Origin of the sequence: Roseibium sp., assembly GCF_048260565.1 — a bacterium.
Lineage (GTDB): Bacteria > Pseudomonadota > Alphaproteobacteria > Rhizobiales > Stappiaceae > Roseibium.
The window spans coordinates 632,653-649,641 of the sequence record NZ_JBLXGP010000001.1; the positions used below are offsets into that span (position 1 = coordinate 632,653).

15 protein-coding genes are annotated in these 16,989 nt (G+C 59.2%); 14 read left to right on the forward strand and 1 reads right to left on the reverse strand.

Translation table 11 applies throughout. The features are described from left to right. Positions 1 to 7 precede the first annotated feature (7 nt). From ACN0SO_RS02770 to ACN0SO_RS02830, 13 genes are all read left to right on the forward strand, one after another. Positions 8 to 985 (forward strand): quinone oxidoreductase family protein, encoded by a 978-nt coding sequence (locus ACN0SO_RS02770; protein WP_417674276.1) that lies wholly within the window; start codon positions 8 to 10, stop codon positions 983 to 985. A 4-nt stretch (positions 986 to 989) separates the two neighbouring features. After that, positions 990 to 1,955: a LysR family transcriptional regulator gene (locus ACN0SO_RS02775; RefSeq protein ID WP_417674278.1), complete on the forward strand. Its 966-nt coding sequence runs from the start codon at positions 990 to 992 to the stop codon at positions 1,953 to 1,955. 107 nt (positions 1,956 to 2,062) lie between these two features. Continuing rightward, positions 2,063 to 2,413, forward strand: a complete 351-nt coding sequence (uraH, locus tag ACN0SO_RS02780) for a hydroxyisourate hydrolase (RefSeq protein WP_417674280.1) — start codon at positions 2,063 to 2,065, stop codon at positions 2,411 to 2,413. 5 nt (positions 2,414 to 2,418) lie between these two features. Further along, positions 2,419 to 3,900 (forward strand): xanthine dehydrogenase small subunit, encoded by a 1,482-nt coding sequence (xdhA, locus tag ACN0SO_RS02785; RefSeq protein ID WP_417674282.1) that lies wholly within the window; start codon positions 2,419 to 2,421, stop codon positions 3,898 to 3,900. Continuing rightward, positions 3,884 to 6,223: a xanthine dehydrogenase molybdopterin binding subunit gene (gene xdhB / locus ACN0SO_RS02790; protein ID WP_417674284.1), complete on the forward strand. Its 2,340-nt coding sequence runs from the start codon at positions 3,884 to 3,886 to the stop codon at positions 6,221 to 6,223. The genes xdhA and xdhB overlap by 17 nt, the downstream gene beginning before the upstream one ends. After that, the gene (gene xdhC / locus ACN0SO_RS02795; RefSeq protein ID WP_417674286.1) at positions 6,220 to 7,227 is read left to right on the forward strand and encodes a xanthine dehydrogenase accessory protein XdhC; all 1,008 of its coding nucleotides are present in this window, start codon (positions 6,220 to 6,222) and stop codon (positions 7,225 to 7,227) included. Before xdhB ends, xdhC begins: the two co-directional genes overlap by 4 nt. Positions 7,228 to 7,266: 39 nt before the next feature. Further along, positions 7,267 to 8,838, forward strand: coding sequence for an ABC transporter ATP-binding protein (locus tag ACN0SO_RS02800; RefSeq protein WP_417675033.1), 1,572 nt, complete (start codon positions 7,267 to 7,269; stop codon positions 8,836 to 8,838). After that, complete coding sequence (locus ACN0SO_RS02805; protein WP_417674288.1) at positions 8,838 to 9,929, forward strand: ABC transporter permease; 1,092 nt, start codon at positions 8,838 to 8,840, stop codon at positions 9,927 to 9,929. Before ACN0SO_RS02800 ends, ACN0SO_RS02805 begins: the two co-directional genes overlap by 1 nt. Beyond that, on the forward strand, positions 9,901 to 10,845 hold the full coding sequence (locus ACN0SO_RS02810; protein WP_417674290.1) for an ABC transporter permease: 945 nt from the start codon (positions 9,901 to 9,903) through the stop codon (positions 10,843 to 10,845). The genes ACN0SO_RS02805 and ACN0SO_RS02810 overlap by 29 nt, the downstream gene beginning before the upstream one ends. 103 nt (positions 10,846 to 10,948) lie before the next feature. Beyond that, positions 10,949 to 12,013 (forward strand): BMP family ABC transporter substrate-binding protein, encoded by a 1,065-nt coding sequence (locus ACN0SO_RS02815; RefSeq protein WP_417674292.1) that lies wholly within the window; start codon positions 10,949 to 10,951, stop codon positions 12,011 to 12,013. Positions 12,014 to 12,109: 96 nt separating this feature from the next. Then, positions 12,110 to 13,291, forward strand: coding sequence for a urate hydroxylase PuuD (locus ACN0SO_RS02820; protein ID WP_417674294.1), 1,182 nt, complete (start codon positions 12,110 to 12,112; stop codon positions 13,289 to 13,291). 6 nt (positions 13,292 to 13,297) lie between these two features. Further along, the gene (gene uraD, locus ACN0SO_RS02825) at positions 13,298 to 13,807 is read left to right on the forward strand and encodes a 2-oxo-4-hydroxy-4-carboxy-5-ureidoimidazoline decarboxylase (protein ID WP_417674296.1); all 510 of its coding nucleotides are present in this window, start codon (positions 13,298 to 13,300) and stop codon (positions 13,805 to 13,807) included. Between the two features lie 379 nt (positions 13,808 to 14,186). Next, positions 14,187 to 15,551: a protoglobin domain-containing protein gene (locus tag ACN0SO_RS02830; RefSeq protein WP_417674298.1), complete on the forward strand. Its 1,365-nt coding sequence runs from the start codon at positions 14,187 to 14,189 to the stop codon at positions 15,549 to 15,551. 191 nt (positions 15,552 to 15,742) lie between these two features. On the opposite strand, the gene ACN0SO_RS02835 is transcribed toward ACN0SO_RS02830, so the two are convergent. Beyond that, a complete protein-coding gene (locus ACN0SO_RS02835) occupies positions 15,743 to 16,216 on the reverse strand; it encodes a protoglobin domain-containing protein (RefSeq protein ID WP_417674300.1) in 474 nt (157 codons plus the stop codon). A 241-nt stretch (positions 16,217 to 16,457) separates the two neighbouring features. On the opposite strand from ACN0SO_RS02835, the gene ACN0SO_RS02840 reads away from it, so the two are divergent. After that, positions 16,458 to 16,895, forward strand: coding sequence for an RrF2 family transcriptional regulator (locus tag ACN0SO_RS02840; protein ID WP_417674302.1), 438 nt, complete (start codon positions 16,458 to 16,460; stop codon positions 16,893 to 16,895). The last annotated feature ends 94 nt before the right edge of the window (positions 16,896 to 16,989 follow it).

Sequence of the window (16,989 nt, forward strand, 5' to 3'; positions counted from 1 at the left end):
CAGGAAAATGGTAATGGCGTTGCGCGTGCATGAAACCGGGGGACCGGACGTTCTGACCTGGGAAGAGGTCGAAGTCGGCGAACCGGGGGCCGGCGAAGTCCGTATCCGCCATACCGCGATCGGTCTGAACTTTATCGATACCTATTTTCGCAGCGGTCTTTATCCGGCTCCCAACGGCTTGCCGTTTATTCCCGGAAACGAAGGCGCCGGTGTCGTCCTGACGGTCTGCGAAGGCGTCAGCCATGTGAAGCCGGGCGACAGGGTCGCTTATGTCGGTCCACTTGGCTCCTATGCCGAGGAACGACTGGTTCCGGGGGACCGTCTGGTGGTGATTCCGGAGGGTGTGGATGACAAGACCGCGGCCGGTATGATGCTGAAAGGCATGACTGCCCAGTATCTGTTGCGCCGCACCTACAATGTTACCTCTGACACGACCCTTCTGTTTCACGCCGCCGCAGGCGGTGTCGGTCTGATCGCCGGTCAATGGGCTGCCCATCTGGGAGCAACCGTGATCGGCACGGTCGGGTCCGCCGAAAAAGCGGAACTGGCCAAGGCGCACGGCTACACCCACATCATCAATTACCGCGAGGAAGACTTCGTCGAACGGGTCAGGGAGATCACCGGCGGCAAAGGCTGCGACGTCGTCTACGACAGCGTCGGCAAGGACACTTATCCCGGATCCCTCGACTGTCTGAAGCCTCTTGGTCTATGGGCCAGCTTCGGCCAGTCGTCGGGGCCGATCACCGACTTCAATATGGGTCTTCTGGCGCAAAAGGGATCGCTGTTTGCAACGCGTCCGACGCTTTTCACCTATATCGCCAGCCGGACGGACCTGGAAATGACCGCAAACGATCTGTTCGACGTCGTGAGGTCCGGCGTGGTCAGGATCGAGGTCAACCAGGAATACAAACTTGCAGATGCCGCACAGGCCCACAAGGACCTGGAAGGCCGCAAGACGACCGGCACCACCGTTCTCATACCGTGACGCCATGAACGTGCGCGGGGGCAGAGGGCAGGACCGGGCAAGGCACCTCTATGCTCCCGCGATGCGTTATTTCGCGGTTGTGGCCGAGCTTGGTTCGATCCGGGCGGCCTCGCGAGAGCTGAACGTCGCCTCTTCCGCGGTCAACCGGCAGATTCTTTACCTGGAAGAAGCGCTGGAGCTGCAACTGTTCGAACGTGTCGGGCGCAGGCTCCGGCTTTCCCAGGCCGGCGAAATTCTGCTGGCCCATGCGCGCCGGACCTATTCCGATTTCGACGCCACCGTTGCCGAGCTGGATGCCCTGAAGGGCCTTCGGCGCGGCTCGGTTTCGGTTGCCGTGGTCGAAAGCGTGTCGGAATCTCTTCTGCCGGATCTGATAAGCAGTTTCCGCCGGTCCTATCCGGGCATTCATGTCGGAGTCACGGTGACAAGTTCCCAGGAGGCCGCCCGTCTGGTCGAGGCCGGAGAAGCGGATGTCGGCTTCACTTTCGATCCGCCGCGCACCTCGGCCCTGACAATCGCCTATCAACACGAATTGGCCATCGGTGCCCTGATGACGCCGGACCATCCGTTGGCTGACAAGAGCAACCTGACGCTTGCGGACTGTCTGAAATATCCGGTAGCCCTGCCCGCGGAGGGGCTCTCTCTTCGCACCCGAATCGATGCGGTACGCGGGCAGATCCCCGGCTCGACCCGGACCTATGTGGAGACCAACTCCCTGCGGTTCATGCGGGCGCTGGCCCGGGAAGACAAGGTCATCGGCTTTCAAACGCGGATCGGCTCGGAGGAAGATCTGGAACTGGGCAGACTGGTGTTCCGTCCGCTTGCGGATAGGCCGCTTCAGGGCGATCTTTTATGTGTGGTGACCTCTTCGTTGAGGGCCCTGGCTCTGGCGCCAGGCATGTTTTTCGACCATGCTGTGATCTCACTAAAGGATCATTTGCCTTCAATTGCTGCCAAAATGGCAACATAAAGAACGCAAATGAGCGCTATGGGACTGGCCATTTTTCGGGCAAGCTCATTTTTTGACAATTTGATGGCGAAGAATTCCAAGCCATCGTCCCGGGCATGAGGGGAACTATGGGGCGTCTGACGACACATGTGCTGGACACGGCACTCGGTACACCGGCACAAGGCCTGAAGATCGAATTGTGGTCGCTTGGGACGGAGATGGCACATGTCTCCACCCACATCACCAATGCCGATGGCCGCGTCGACGGACCGATCCTGCAAGGGGACGCCTTCAAGCGCGGGACATATGAACTGCGATTCCATGCCGGCGATTATCTGAAGGCGACCGGCCAAGCGCTTCCCGAACCGCTGTTTCTTGATATCATTCCAATACGCTTTGGGATCGCGGAGGAGGACGGGCACTATCACGTGCCGCTCCTGCTTTCGCCCTTTGGATATTCCACCTACCGGGGGAGTTGAGGCCTATGCGCGACACTATCCGGTTCCTGAAAGGCGGCGAGCTGATTGAGCTCAGCGATGTAGAGCCGACGGAGACGCTGCTCGATTATCTCCGGCTCCGCGCCGGAGAGAAGGGAACGAAAGAAGGCTGCGGCGAGGGAGATTGCGGCGCCTGCACCGTTGCCATCGGCCGGCTTGTCGAGGGCAAGCTGGTCTATCAGCCGGTCAACAGCTGCATTCAACTGCTCGGCATGATCGACGGGACGGAACTGGTCACGGTCGAAGACCTCGCTCAGGACGGTCGGTTGCATCCGGTTCAAAGGGCCATGGCCGATCTGCATGGATCACAATGCGGCTTCTGCACGCCGGGTTTCATCATGAGCCTGTTCACGCTCTACCATGCCGAAGGCGAAACGAAGAGCCGCAGGGCCGTGACGGACTGGCTCGCCGGGAACCTCTGCCGCTGCACCGGTTACCGGCCGATCATCGATGCGGCACTCGACAGCTGCTTCGACAGCGCCGATGACGCCTTTGCCTGGCGGGGTAACGAGACCCGCGAAAAACTGCGGCAGATCACCGATTCCAGCGACATTTTTCTTGGCGACAGCGAAAGCTTCTTTGCATCTCCGACGAGCCTCGACGGGCTTGCGGCTCTCTATCGGCAGCATCCGGATGCAACGCTTGTTTCCGGTGCGACCGATGTCGGTCTTTGGGTGACGAAACAACTGCGCGAGCTGCCGAAGGTCATCTGGCTCGGACGGATCTTCGGGCTTGACCGGGTCGAGGAGACGCCATCCGGACTGCTGATTGGGGCGGCCGCAAGCTACGTCACTTGCGAAACGGCAATTGCATCCCTGTCACCGGATCTGGGCGAATTATGGCGTCGCATCGGCTCCAAACAGGTTCGCGTTTCGGGAACGGTTGGCGGAAATATCGCCAACGGGTCTCCGATCGGGGACACGCCCCCGGCCTTGATTGCGCTCGGAGCCACGCTGGAACTGCAGAACGCGGACGGATCCCGGACACTGCCGCTGGAAGACTTCTTCATCGACTATGGCCGGCAGGACCGGAAGGAGGATGAATTCGTCACCGGCGTGTTCGTGCCTCGACCCGATCCCAACCAGATCTTCCGCTGCTACAAGATTTCCAAGCGGTTCGATCAGGACATCTCGGCCGTCATGGGGGCGTTCCGCTTCACGGTGATGGACAGCAAGATCACCGAGGCCCGGATCGCCTATGGCGGCATGGCCGGAACGCCGAAGCGGGCGAAGGGCGCGGAAACCGCCCTGATCGGTGCCTCTCTGGAAGATCCCTCGACCTGGGGGGCGGGGATGAAAGCGCTGCTGTCCGACTACACGCCTATGACCGACATGCGCGCGAGTTCTGAATACCGCATGGAAACGGCAAGAGCTCTGCTGGCAAAGGCGTTGATGGAGGCAAGCGGCACGGAACCTGCGCAGGTGCGCGTCCTGGCTGCACGGGAGGCAACCGATGACCGCGCCGCTTGATCCGAATTTGGCTGAAACCGGCCTGCGCCATGTGCGCAAGGCGCTCCCGCATGACAGTGCCGAAAAGCATGTCGCCGGCAAGGCCATCTATATCGACGATATCGTGGAACCGGTCGGAACCCTGCATGTCGTGCCGGGATGGGCCCGAAAGGCCGTTCGCGGCAAGCTGGTCAACCTGGGTCTGGACAAGGTCCGTCAGGCGCCCGGTGTGGTCGCCGTGCTGACGGCGGAAGATATTCCGGGAACCAACGATTGTTCCTCCGCGTTCGGAGACGACCCGGTTCTGGCAAACAGCGAGATCCTGTTTTACGGCCAGGTTGCCTTTGCGGTTGTTGCCGAAACCCGGGATGCAGCGCGGCGCGCGGCCTTGCTTGCCGAGATCGAGGTCGAGCCGATCACGCCGATCATTACCGCGGAAGACGCGGTTGCCGCCGATATCACGGTCTTGCCGGACTATCAGTTCCGCCGCGGTTCGCCGGAAACCGGCATGACCGCCGCCGAACAGACCCTGTCAGGCGTGATGCACATCGGCGGCCAGGAGCATTTCTATCTGGAGGGGCAGGTCGCGATGGCCATCCCCCAGGAAGACGGCGGCATGTTCGTCCATTCCTCCACCCAGCATCCGACAGAGATCCAGCACACGGTTGCCAAGGTCCTTGGCGTTCCCGATGCAGCGGTGACGGCGGAAGTCCGGCGCATGGGCGGCGGTTTCGGCGGCAAGGAATCCCAGGCCAACCAATGGGCTGCCTTGGCGGCTCTGGCCGCTGCCAGAACCGGACGGGCCTGCAAGATGCGCCTCGACCGCGACGACGACATGATCATGACCGGCAAGCGTCATGATTTCCGGGTCGAATGGCAGGTCGGCCATGACGGCGAGGGAAAAATCCGCGCCGTGGATCTGAATTTCCTGGCCCGTTGCGGCTATTCGGCGGATCTGTCGCTCGGCGTCAACGACCGCACCATGTTCCATGCGGATTCCAGCTATTTCTATCCCGATGCGGTCATCCGCAGCCGGCGGCTTCGCACGGACACCTGTTCCAACACGGCCTTCAGAGGTTTCGGCGGGCCGCAGGGCATGCTTGCGGCGGAACGCATGATCGATGCGATCGCAATCACGCTCGGCAAGGATCCCCTGGAGGTCCGTAAGCTGAATTTCTACGACGGCGAGCACAATCTCACGCCTTACGGCATGCCGGTGGAAGAATATCAGCTCATGCATGACCTGATCGCCGAAATCGAGGAAAGTTCCGGCTACTGGGCGCGACGGGAGAAGGTCAAGGCCTTCAACGCGAACAACGCGATCCTGAAAAAAGGTCTCGCGCTGACGCCGGTGAAATTCGGCATTTCCTTCACGCTGAAACACCTGAACCAGGCCGGCGCGCTGGTCCATCTCTATACCGACGGTTCCGTGCATCTCAATCATGGAGGCACGGAGATGGGGCAGGGGCTCTATCAGAAGGTTGCCCAGGTGGTGGCGGAAGAATTCGGTGTCACCATGGACAAGGTCGTGATTACCGCGACCAACACGTCCAAGGTACCGAACACCGCGCCGACGGCCGCTTCTTCGGGGACCGATCTGAACGCCATGGCGGCAAAGAAGGCCGCTGTCGAAATCAAGCAACGGCTGATCGCCTTCCTGTGCGAGCAACATCAGTGTTCCGCCGACGTGATTTATTTCGGCGACAACAAGGTCCTGGTCGGAGACAAGTCCTACACACTCGCCGAAGTCGCCAAACAGGCTCATATGGCGCGCATCCAGTTGTCTCATGCGGGGTTCTACGCGACGCCGATGATTACCTGGGAACGGGAAAGCGCATCGGGACGACCGTTCTTCTATTTCGCCTATGGCGGCGCCTGCGCCGAAGTGACCATCGACACCATGACCGGTGAAATGACCGTGGACCGGGTGGATCTGCTCCATGATGTCGGCCATTCGCTCAATCCGGCCATCGATATCGGCCAGATCGAGGGCGGGTTCGTGCAAGGTATGGGCTGGCTGACAACCGAGGAACTGGTGTGGGACGAGGCCGGAAGGCTCCGCACCCACGCGCCGTCCACCTACAAGATCCCTACGGCATCCGACGTGCCCGAAGATTTCCGGGTGAAGCTGTACGAATCCAAGGGCAATCCGCAGGACAGCATCTACCGCTCCAAGGCGGTCGGCGAACCGCCGGTCATGCTGGCAAATTCGGTGTTCTGCGCCATCAATGACGCGATCGCGAGCCTGAAACCGGGCGTTGTCCCGGATCTCGACGCGCCGGCCACGCCGGAAGCCATCATGAGGGCCGTCCGCGGCATGCGTGAAAGGCAGGCCGCGGAATGACGGTCTGGAGCCACATCGTCCGCTCGCTTGAAGGTGGGGAGCCCTGTGCGCTCGTCACCGTTGCGACCGCGCGTGGCTCCACACCGCGGGAAAGCGGCGCGCGCATGGTCGTTTGGGCCGATGGCCGGTTTTCCGGCACCATCGGCGGCGGCACGCTCGAGTTCGAAGCGCTTCGCTGGGCGAGACAGGCGCTTGCCGGCGGGCGCAGGGGGCGGGAGGTTCGCACGGTATCGCTGGGTCCCGACCTCGGCCAATGCTGCGGCGGGCGCATCGATGTCGCCATCGAGGCCCTTGAACCCGCGCAATTGCCGATGGCGCGGACACTGGCCGAGCGCGAGGCCGAAAGAGTGCCTTTCGCGACACGTGCCCATGTCCGGTCTGGCGCCGCGGTTGAACGGGAGATCGTCGGCCAGCCAGAGGATCCAGGGTTCCTTCTGGAGGAAGACGGCACGCTTCTCGAAACCTTCGGCACATACCGGCGGCCACTTTATCTCTTTGGCGCGGGGCACGTGGGTAAAGCGCTGATCCTGGCGCTTGCACCGCTGCCCTTCGACATCACGTGGCTCGACAGCCGGGAAGAGGTGTTCCCGAAGGCGGTTCCCGGCAATGTCCGAAAGCTGCTCTTGAACCGGGATGACCGGTCCGTTGCGGGATGCCTGGCCCTGGCGCCGGACAGCGCCTTCGTTCTGGCCATGACCCATTCTCATGCGTTGGACGAGGACATCATGGCGGCCGGCCTTGCCCAGCAGCGTTTCGCCTATTGCGGCGTCATCGGCAGTGCCACAAAACGGGCCCGGTTCGAAAAACGTTTGAAGGCGCGCGGACTTGCGTCTGCCGTCGTTTCGGCAATGGTCTGTCCTGTCGGTCTTCCGGCCATCCGGTCGAAACACCCGGCGGCCATTGCGGCGGGAGTTGCCGCCGATCTTCTGGAGCGGGACGAGGCTGCACTGCAAAAGACGGTCCGTCCGAAAGAGCTGGTCCGTTTCCGGGCCGGTGCGCAGTAAAGCGACGGGGCGGGGGGAAATCGTGTCGTGACCGATCTTTTGACGAGAACGCAACAGGCAGGCGGATCAAGGCCGGTACGTCCGGCCACGGGCAACCTTCTTCATGCTCGCGGGCTGACCAAGCGTTTTGGCGACATTCTTGCCAACGATCACGTCGACCTTGGCCTCAACAAGGGAGAAATCCACGCTCTTCTGGGCGAGAACGGAGCCGGAAAATCGACGCTGGTGAAGATGTTCTATGGGGCGCTGGAGCCCGATGGCGGCGAGATCATCTGGCAGGGCAGGCCGGTCGTCATCGACAATCCGGCCAGTGCACGCGCGCTCGGCATCGGCATGGTGTTTCAGCATTTCTCCCTGTTCGAGGCGCTGACGGTGGTCGAGAACATCGCACTGGCGCTGCCCAATCCGGGCAACATGAGAGCCCTGGCGGCGCGGATTACGGAAGTCTCCGAAGACTACGGCCTGCCGCTCAATCCGCAGGACGTGGTCGCCGATCTTCCCGTCGGGATCCGCCAGCGCATCGAAATCGTCCGCTGTCTTCTCCAGGAGCCCCAGCTCATCATCATGGATGAGCCCACATCGGTCCTCACGCCACAGGAAGCCGACCGGTTGTTCCTGACCCTTCAACGGCTCGCGGGCGAAGGCTGTGCGGTGCTCTATATCTCCCACCGCCTGGAGGAAGTTCAGCGGATCTGCCATCACGCGACCATCCTGCGCCATGGCAAGGTGGTTAGCGAATGCGATCCGTCGCGGGAAACCGCCGCCAGCCTGGCGAGCATGATGGTCGGCTCCGAAGTGGTCGCGGTGAACCACGGGGCGACGGCTCCTGAACCCGGTCCTGTCAGGCTGAAACTGGCCGGTCTGAGCGCTCCCGCCGCGACACCCTTTGCTACCCGGCTCAACAACATCGATCTGGATGTTCAAACCGGCGAAATCGTTGCGATCGCAGGTGTCGCCGGCAACGGACAGGGGGAGCTGTTCGATGCGATTTCCGGCGAAATGCGGGTCGCCTCCGACATGGTCGTTCTGGACGGTCAACCGTGCGGCAACCGTGACGTCACCTGGCGGCGCAAACAGAAAGCGGCCTTCGTTCCGGAAGAACGTTTGGGTCATGGCGCCGTGCCGGGTTTGAAGCTCTCCGGCAATATCGTTCTGACCCGCCACGGCACCGGCGACGGGTTGGTCGGCTCCGGCTTCGTTTCAAAGGGGCGGGCCGCGGAGCTGGAGCAAAAGATCAAGCAAACCTACGACGTGCGCATGTCGCATGACGACCCGGAAGCCCGTTCGCTGTCGGGCGGAAACCTGCAGAAATTCGTTGTCGGACGAGAACTCGACCGCAATCCCGGTGTCCTTGTCGTCAACCAGCCGACCTGGGGCGTCGACGCGGGGGCGGCGGCCCTGATCCGCCAGGCATTGATCGATCTGGCCCGATCCGGGTCCGCCGTGCTGGTGATCAGCCAGGATCTCGATGAGATCTTTGAAATCGCCGATCGGATTGCGGTCATCTCCCGCGGTCATCTGTCGGTGCCGGAGGATGCCCGATCCATGACGCGCGAACGGGTCGGCATTCTCATGGCCGGCGGCGCGGAAAAGAACGCGGGGAGGGCGTGATGCGGATCGAACTGGTCAAGCGCAAGGAACACAGCCGGAAGATGGCGCTGTTGTCGCCGGTGATCGCGGTGGGGCTGACCCTGGTGGCTGCGGCGATCCTGTTTGCCGTTTCCGGCACGGATCCGCTTCTGGGACTCTACAAGTTCTTCATCGAACCTCTGACCGACAGCTGGTCGGTTCAGGAAATCATCGTCAAGGCGACGCCGTTGGTCCTGATCGCCTGCGGACTGTCCGTCTGCTATCTGTCGAACAACTGGAACATCGGTGCCGAGGGACAGTTCATTTTCGGTGCCGTATGCGGAAGCTTTCTGCCGATCGTCTTTCCCGAATTCGAGACGTCCCTGACCCTGCCGCTGATGCTTATCCTCGGAGCGCTCGGCGGCGCGGCATGGGGTCTTGTCCCGGCTGTCCTGAAGACCCGGTTCAATGCCAACGAGATCCTGACCAGCCTGATGCTGGTTTATGTAGCGAGCCTCCTGCTCGACTATCTGGTGCGCGGACCGTGGCGCGATCCGGGTGGTTACAATTTCCCGGAATCCCGCCTGTTTTCCGAAGCGGCTACCCTACCGCTTCTAGGAGACGGCCGGATGAGCATTGCCGCGCCCATTGCGGTGATCGTGGTCATCGTCCTGGCGGTTGTCCTTGCCAGGACGCTGAAAGGCTTTGAAATCCGGGTGATGGGCGAAAGCCCCAGGGCGGGTGCCTTTGCGGGGTTTTCCGCAAAGCGGCTCACCCTATTCTCGTTCGCGCTTGCCGGCGGTCTGGCGGGCCTTGCCGGCACCATGGAAGTATCCGGGTCTCTCAACCAGCTTCTGCCGACGATTTCGCCGGGATATGGCTTCACCGCCATTATCGTTGCCTTTCTCGGACGGCTCAATCCGGTCGGTATTCTGATCGCCGGCTTCGTGCTGGCCCTGTCCTACATCGGAGGGGAAGCCGTACAGGCGTCCATGGGCGTTTCCGACAAGATCGCGAGCGTCATTCAGGGCCTGCTCCTGTTCTTCGTCCTCGCCTGCGATACGCTGATCCTGTATCGCATCCGCCTGCATTCCCGCCGTACCCATGCAACCGCGGAGGTGTCTCGTGCTTGATATTGTCCAGGCCGTCCTTCTGACCGTCATCACCGCGGCGACCCCCTTGCTGATCGCGGCCATCGGAGAGCTTGTCGTGGAGCGTTCCGGCGTGTTGAACCTGGGCGTGGAAGGCATGATGATCATGGGTGCCGTGGTCGGTTTCGCGGTTGCCAACCAGAGCGGCTCCGGTGCGTTCGGCGTTCTGGCGGCCATCGTCGCAGGCATGGCCATGTCCGCCCTGTTCGGCTTCCTCGTGCTCGGGCTCGTGACCAATCAGGTGGCGACGGGCCTGGCCCTCACCATTCTGGGGCTCGGCGTTTCGGGCATGATCGGTGAGGCCTATATCGGTGTTCCCGGTCTGCGATTGCCGGAGCTGGATATCCCCGTCCTGTCGGAGATCCCGTTCATTGGTCCGGTGTTCTTTCAGCAGGACGCGATCGTCTACCTGAGTTTTGCCCTGGTGGGGATCGTTTCCTATTGCCTGTTCCGCACGCGTATCGGGCTGATCTTGCGCGCGGTCGGGGACAATCACACTTCCGCCCATGCGCTTGGCTATTCCGTCCTGAAGGTCCGCTTTCTGGCGGTCCTGTTCGGGGGCGGATGCGCAGGGCTTGCCGGCAGTTACATGTCGCTTGCCTATACGCCGCAATGGGTGGAGAACATGACCGCCGGCCGCGGCTGGATCGCGCTGGCGCTGGTGGTGTTTTCCTCTTGGCTTCCCATGCGTGTGATCGCAGGCGCCTACCTCTTTGGCGCGGTCACGGTGCTGACTTTCCATGCACAGGCGCTTGGTGCGGGCATACCGTCCCAGTTTCTGTCGAGCCTGCCGTATCTGGCAACCATCGTGGTGCTTGTCCTGATATCGGCCAACCGCAGGCTGACGCTCGTGAATACCCCGGCCTGCCTCGGCAAGCCGTTCGTTCCGGACAGGTGAAGGGAGAAACGCACCTGTCCGAATGCGGCATCCGATGCGGTCCGGATGTGGCATGTCCTGAAGCAGACCGCATGTCGAACACCATCCTGAGGGGATAGTCAAAATGAAGAACATTCTGAAAGCGACAGTCGCAGCAATTGCATTTGCAGCCGCTTCCTCTGCAGCCTCCGCTGCCGATCTCAAGGCCTGTTTCATCTATGTCGGCCCGGTCGGCGACTTCGGCTGGAGTTATCAGCATGACCAGGGGCGCAAGGACGTTGAAAAACACTTCGGTGACAAGGTCGAAACCGCTTATCTGGAAAGCGTGCCGGAAGGCCCGGATGCGGAACGTGCCATCGAGCGCTTCGCCCGTGACGGCTGCGGCATCATCTTCACCACGTCCTTCGGCTACATGAACCCGACCATCAAGGTGGCGAAGAAATATCCGAAGGTGAAGTTTGAACACGCCACCGGCTACAAGACGGCGGCCAATGTTGCGACCTATAACTCCAAGTTCCACGAAGGCCGCTACATCATCGGCCAGATTGCGGCCAAAACGTCCAAGACCGGCACCGCCGGCTATATCGCCTCCTTCCCGATCCCGGAAGTGGTGGCCGGCATCAATGCCTTCATGCTCGGAGCGCAGTCGGTCAACCCGGATTTCAAGCTGAAGGTTGTCTGGGTCAACAGCTGGTTCGATCCGGGCAAGGAAGCGGATGCGGCCAAGGCCCTGATCGACCAGGGTGCCGATGTGATCACCCAGCACACCGATTCCACCGCGCCGCTGCAGGTGGCTGAAGAACGCGGAGTGCATGGTTTCGGTCAGGCCTCCGACCAGATCGCCTTTGCTCCGAAAGCCCAGTACACCGCGATCGTCGACGACTGGGGCCCGTATTACATAGAGCGGATCCAGGAAGCGCTGGACGGTACGTGGGAAGCCAAGTCGACCTGGGCCGGTCTTGCCGAAGGCCATGTCGTCATGGCGCCTTACACGAACCTGCCGGAAGACGTGGTCGCCATGGCCAAGGAAACCGAAGCCAAGATCATTGCCGGCTGGGAACCCTTCACCGGCCCGATCACCAAGCAGGACGGATCGGTTGCTGCCGAAGAGGGCGTGACGCTTGATGATGGCGCGATCCTTGGCATGAACTGGTACGTCAAAGGCATCGACGACAAGCTGCCGCAGTGAGATAAATTTTGGCCGAATTGACGGCCGGATGAATAAGACATCCGGAGCTTGCTGCTCCGGATGTCACGAACTTCCTGAAAACATGGACATGCCGTTATGACCCTTGCCTTTGCAATGGATTGGTTAAACCTGCTTTTTCGATGGGCTCATCTGATCGTCGGCATCGGCTGGATCGGCACGTCCTTCTATTTTATTGCGCTCGATCTTTCCCTGCGCAAACGGGCGGAGATGAAGGAAGGCGTTGCCGGAACGGCCTGGGAAGTCCATGGCGGCGGTTTCTACCACGTCGAGAAGTTTCTCGTGGCTCCCAAGGAATTGCCGGACGACCTGATCTGGTACAAATGGGAGGCCTATCTCACCTGGGTTACGGGCTTTGCCCTTCTTGTCGTCCAGTATTACGTCTATGCGTCCTCCTATCTGATCGATCCGTCGGTGCTGGACATGACACCTGGCGAAGCGGTGCTTATTTCCGTTGCTTCGCTGGGCGCCGGCTGGCTGATTTATGACCGTTTGTGCAAGTCGCCCATAGGTCGGAACACGCCACTCCTCGCCATATGTGTCTTCGCCCTGATCATGGGCGCGTCCTATCTTTTCACCCATGTCTATTCCGGACGGGGCGCATTCATCCATGTCGGGGCCTTTGTCGGCACGATCATGGCGGTAAACGTCTTTGGCATCATTATCCCGAACCAGAAGAAGATTGCCGCCAGCCTTCTGGCCGGGGAAGCCCCGGACCCCGCCCTCGGCGCCATGGGCAAACAGAGGTCGGTTCACAACAACTACCTGACCCTGCCGGTCTTGGTCATGATGGTCTCCAACCATTATCCGATGCTGACCAGCCATCCGCATTCCTGGCTTCTGGTGGCGCTCATCCTTGTCATGGGTGGCATGGTCCGCCACTTTTTCAACCGGCACGAAGCAGGCGATGAATTCGCTAAATTCTGGTGGTCTCTGCCGGTTGCGGCGATCGGGCTTCTGGTCGCGGTCATCATGACGGCGCCGAGGGATTTCAGCAGCAGCGAAGCGGTGTCGGATGCGACTGTTGTCGCCATGGCCAGACAACATTGCGCCATGTGCCACGCAGCCGTTCCGACGCACGAGAGCTTCGAAGAGGCCCCCAAGGGGGTTCAACTGGAAACGATCGAGGACCTCCACCGCTACGCCGACCTGATCATGCAACAGGCCGTTCAGGCGGATACCATGCCGCTTGGAAACGAAACCGGCATGACCGACGAGGAACGGGCGACGCTCGGCGCGTGGATTACCCAGCATAAGTGAGGCGCCATGTGGACTTTGGCCGAAATCAATCGGATGCAGAAGCCGGAATTCGTCGAAGCGTTCGGCGATGTGGCCGAACACAGCCCGTGGGTGGCGGAAGAAGCGCATGCGCTCGGTCCGTTCGCGGTTCGGGAAGACCTGATAACAGCGTTTGAAACGGCCATGCGCGATGCATCGCATGGGAGGCAGCTCGACCTGATCCGTGCCCATCCGGATCTGGCAGGCAAGGCAGCACTGGCCGGCGAAATGGCCGAGGACTCAAAAAGGGAACAGGCCGGGGCCGGCCTGGACCAACTGACGGCTGCCGAATTCGCCCGTTTTACCGACCTGAACAACCGGTACCTGAGGAAATTCGGCTTCCCTTTCATTTTTGCGGTGAAAGGCGCGACAAAGGATATGATCCTGGCCGCCTTCGAAACCCGGATCGAAAATGAGATGGACCAGGAGTTCGAGACGGCTCTGCAGCAGATCGCCCGGATCTTCCGTTTCCGTCTTGAAGACCGGGTCGAAGGCTGAAGCCGTTCGAACACGTGATCCCTTCAGAGGAGGGTTCGCAGTTCACGTCCGTAGGCCGCCTTCATCCCGACAGGCACTTCGATACCGTAGTTCGCACACGCAAAAATCGAAAATAAAAATTTATTCGTATTCAAACCAGTTCACGTTCATCGGCTGGCAGGCGCTGTGCGCGGGTACTGAAAAGGCGATTCAATCATTGATTTCAATGAGTAGGTAAAAAACCGGATGGCATCGGGGCGCTATAGGTAGAAAAAGATATTCGCCAAAAGGTTGTGATTTGAGCCAGATGCATTGTTATAAATTACATGGATAAATATCTTTTTAAGTATGCGAGTCCAAGTATTGCCCCGTTTAAGGCTAGTTATTGAGGGGCGGTACCATGAAACTAGAAGGGGATAATACAACTGACGATAAACGTCTTCGCTTTATCGGGTTGGAAAAACATCATCTTGAAGCATTAAGCAATAACCGAGATCGGGTTCTGGCAGTTATGCCCGAAATTCTCGACCGGTTCTACGACCATGTCCGCCAGTTTCCGGAGACAAAAAGCTTCTTCCGGGATGACACCCATATCGCACATGCGAAGGCGGCCCAGATCCGGCATTGGGGTATTATCCTCGACGGTCGTTTCGATGAAGACTACGTGCGCTCCGTGACGGCCATTGGCGAAGTGCACAATAAACTCGGCCTGGAACCGCGCTGGTATATTGGCGCTTACAGCTTCCTGATTTGCGGATTGTGCGACACGATCGCCCGAAGCAAGGCATGGCAAGGTTTCAACAAGAAAGCCGGTGAGGAGAACAAGCGCCTCCGCTCCGCAATCGTCAAGGCGGCCATGCTCGATATGGATCTCGCGCTATCCGTCTATATAGAAGCAGGTAAACGTGACCGTCGGGAAACGATCCAGCGCCTGAGCGCGGACTTCGAGAGCTCCATCGTGTCGTCGACCAGCCAGCTTACAGCCGCCACTGACAAGCTCGCCGATGCCTCTGTTCAGCTCACAGGCGCAACAGAACGTACCCGATTGGAGGCCGATACGGTAAGTCTGAGCTCGCAGGATGCAGCCAATAACGTTCAAACAGTGGCTGCCGCGGCCGAGGAACTCGCGGCCTCGGTCACTGAAATAGGACGCCAGGTGACGGAATCCTATGAGATTTCGGATACCGCGGTAGCGCAGAGTTCGGTCGCAATAGAATCCGTCACCTCGCTCACCCAGGCGGTCAATCGCGTCGGTGAAATTGTCGGTCTCATCAATGATATTGCCGAAAAAACCAATTTGCTTGCCTTGAATGCCACGATTGAAGCCGCGCGGGCCGGAGAGGCTGGCAAGGGTTTTGCGGTTGTCGCAGCTGAAGTGAAGGAACTTGCGGGACAGACGGCAAAAGCGACGTCCGAGATTGGGGATCAGATCGAAGACATCCAGGGCGCAACCGACCAATCCGCCAGTGCAATTGACAGCGTAAACCAGACCATCGCCCGCATGAACGAAATTTCCGCTTCTATCGCAGCAGCGGTCGAACAGCAGAAGGAAGCGACGGGCGAAATCAGCAGGAGCGTACAAGCGGCATCGAACGGAACGCAATCTGTTACGGGATCTATCGCTGGAATTACGGAGGCTTCGACCCAGGTGACAGGCGTGACCGATATTGTGCGCACATCCGCCGAAGATCTCGGCCGGCATACGAACACGCTTCGAAGCGATGCGCAGCAGTTTATGAAGATTCTGGCCCAGGCGGCGAACTGAGGCGATTCGAAACCGGTGAGTGGGCAGAGAGCGAGCTGCGGTTCGTGCCGGATATCGCATACGAACGGCGCGTCAGCGACCTTATGAACTTCAATACGCCTGAACTATCCGCTTAATTTCGGTAATTCTCGAAATATCCACAGAAATCAAATTCTGCTCAAATTATTTGGCCTTCCTGCAATGGGTCACCCCTAAGACTGGGCTCGATCGCCAGAGCACGCTATTGCCAGGTCCAAGAGGATGAATTTTCTGATGCCGGACATGAGATCAAGAGTATCCTTCTGATTCTTATGGTGAAATCGGAGAATCCTCTCGAACTCATTCAAGAACAATCCATAAGAAATGATGTAGTAAGGCAACGAAATATCGACCCGTCGATGGGCGGATCCGATTCTTTTGACGCGGCTTACATATTCTTCGTCCAGACCGCCTGAAAACAACTGGTCCCAGTGGGCGATCTGCTTATCGATAAGGCTCGGAATATCAAAACGCGGAAATTGCTTTGTAGTTTGTTTCATTATTTGAGAACTATAAAAGTACTTAAGTACATCGTCTATATTGGGGCGGATGACAACCCAAGCGCTCCGAGCGGCGATGACATCTTGGCGGTTCAAGTCAATGAAGTCGATATATTCGCGAAGTTCGTACCCTTCGGGGAGAATCATGGGTATATCCTGCGTAATTTATATAATAAAAACCAGTATACAGCGTCCGCGTGTAGTATAAAAATATATAACTTATATCATAAATAGCTATAGTGGTCGCGTCGTTGTTAACCATACAAAAAATATATATGGTTTTACTGATTATATCGATAAGATAATTTAGATATTTGGTAATTATATGTATAAACCAAAAATAGAGTTGCGGGCGACTGAGCAACCATAACGAGCTGGGATGTTAGCAATGCGTTTTACTGAACGCACCGATATAGCTGTCAAAATCCTGATTCACCTGTCGCTCCTGAAAGGGGCGAAAATCTCCATTGACGACTTGGTGGAACGCTATATCGGGCATCGGTCTCAAGTCGTCGCTGCCGTCCAGGAACTCAGAAAAGCGGGGATGATCGCCTCGATCCCCGGCCGGCGCGGTGGCATCTGGATCAACAAGGCGCCGGAAGAGATATCTCTGGCGGAAGTGATCCGAATGTTCGAAACGGATTTCTGTCTTGTAAAATGCTTCAGCGATCCGGCTTCTTGCAGCATTTTCCATTGCTGCAAGTTCAAGGAGGTGCTGGAAGTCTCGCTTAATCAGTTTTTCGCGCCTCTGGAAACCACCTCGATTGCGGATCTGGTCAAGGGGCTGGATGACGATATGTTGCAGCAGGCTGCGCAAGCCGGCTGATCCGGTACCCGAAAGCCGGTCTTTGTTCGGGGAAGAGTTTGCGCCCGTCAGTGTCGTGTTCGGTCTGTCCGCCCGCGGGACAAGCGTAAAGGCG